Genomic DNA, 1,655 nt, shown 5'->3' with positions numbered 1-1,655 from the left:
AAAGTCGAGCTGGCCGAACTCAATCGCCGCTACCGCGACAAATTCGGCTTCCCGTTCATCATCGCCGTACGCCATCACACCAAGTCGGGCATCCTCGCGGAGCTGCGCCGCCGCAGCGCTGGGGACGATGCGGCGCACGAGTTTGCCACCTGCCTCGATCAGGTGCACGAGATCGCGCGGCTGCGCCTGGCGTCGCTGCTTGCGGCCTGACGCGGACGTTCGCGTGGTGAAAGGCCCGACATTCCCGATCGCGGAAATCCTGTCGGAGTTGCGCGCGCTGCTCGACGCGCAATCGCGCCTCGTGCTCGAAGCGCCGCCCGGCGCGGGCAAGACCACGCAGGTGCCGCTCGCGCTGCTCGATGCCGCGTGGCTGGCCGGGCGCAAGATCGTCATGCTCGAACCGCGCCGCATCGCCGCACGCGCCGCGGCGGAATTCATGGCCACGCAGCTCGGCGAGGCCGTCGGCGACACGGTCGGCTACCGCATCCGCTTCGAAAGCAAGGTGTCCGTGCGCACGCGCATCGAGGTCGTCACCGAAGGCATTCTGACGCGCATGATCCAGAGCGATCCGGAACTCGCCGAGGTTGGCGCGATCCTGTTCGATGAATTCCACGAACGTCATCTCAACGGCGATTTCGGCGCGGCGCTCGCGCTGGAAATCCAAAGCTCGCTGCGACCGGATCTGCGCCTCGTCATCATGTCGGCAACGCTCGACGGTGAGCGCATCGCGCGCTGGTTCGACGCGCCGCGCCTGAGCAGCGCCGGGCGCAGCTTCCCGGTGCGCATCGACTATCCGCCGACCAAGCAGAACGAGGACTGGCCATTCCACCTGCGCCGCGTCGTCGAGCAGGCGCTGGCCGAAACCGAAGGGGATGCGCTGGTGTTCCTGCCGGGGCGGCGAGAGATCGAGCGTGCGCAGCACACTCTTGCTTCAGTGCGCGCGCGGAATGGTGAAGAGATCGCACTGGTGCCGCTGCACGGCGAACTCTCGCTTTCCGAACAGCACGCCGCGCTCGCGCCAGCGCACACCGGCACACGCCGCATCGTGCTCGCGACCAATGTGGCCGAATCGAGCGTCACCCTGCCGGGCATCCGCGCGGTGATCGACACCGGCCTCGCGCGCGAGCCGTACTACGATCCGAACTCGGGCTTCACGCGGCTCGAAACGGTCAACATCTCGCAGGCCTCGGCCGACCAGCGCGCCGGTCGCGCGGGCCGTGTCGCCGAGGGTGTGGCGTACCGGTTATGGCCGCAGAGTCGGCGACTTGAGCCGTCGCGTCGTGCGGAAATCGCGCAGGTGGAACTTTCGGGCCTCGCGCTCGAACTCGTCGCCTGGGGCGCGAGCGATCTGCGCTGGCTCGATGCGCCACCGTCCGGTGCGCTCGCCAGCGCGCGCGATTTGCTGCATCTTCTCGGGGCGGCGACATCGCGGAACGCCGATGCGAGCCTGACCGAACTCGGCAGGACGATGCTCGCGAGCGGAGCGGCGCCGCGTCTTGCCGCCGCGGTGCTGCGTGCGCCGCCTGCGTTACGCTCGCTTGCCGGCGATCTGCTCGCACTGATCGAAGCGCGTAACCCATTGCGCGGCGATGGCGCGCGCAACGACGACTTCCGTCCGCGCCATGCCGCGCTCGTCGCATTTCGCGGCGCGGGCG

General features: G+C 68.8%; 2 protein-coding genes. Both read left to right on the top strand.

The genetic code is table 11. From position 1 onward, the window contains the following. On the top strand, positions 1-210 hold a 210-nt coding region (locus VF497_RS09510; RefSeq protein WP_330888035.1), incomplete at its 5' end, for a 2-oxo-4-hydroxy-4-carboxy-5-ureidoimidazoline decarboxylase. A gap of 13 nt (positions 211-223) precedes the next feature. After that, a partial coding sequence (hrpB, locus tag VF497_RS09505; RefSeq protein WP_330888033.1) for an ATP-dependent helicase HrpB occupies positions 224-1,655 on the top strand: 1,432 nt, incomplete at its 3' end.

The organism is Rudaea sp., assembly GCF_036383415.1.
Classification (GTDB): Bacteria; Pseudomonadota; Gammaproteobacteria; order Xanthomonadales; family Rhodanobacteraceae; genus Rudaea.
This window is presented reverse-complemented; position numbering and strand designations above follow the sequence as displayed.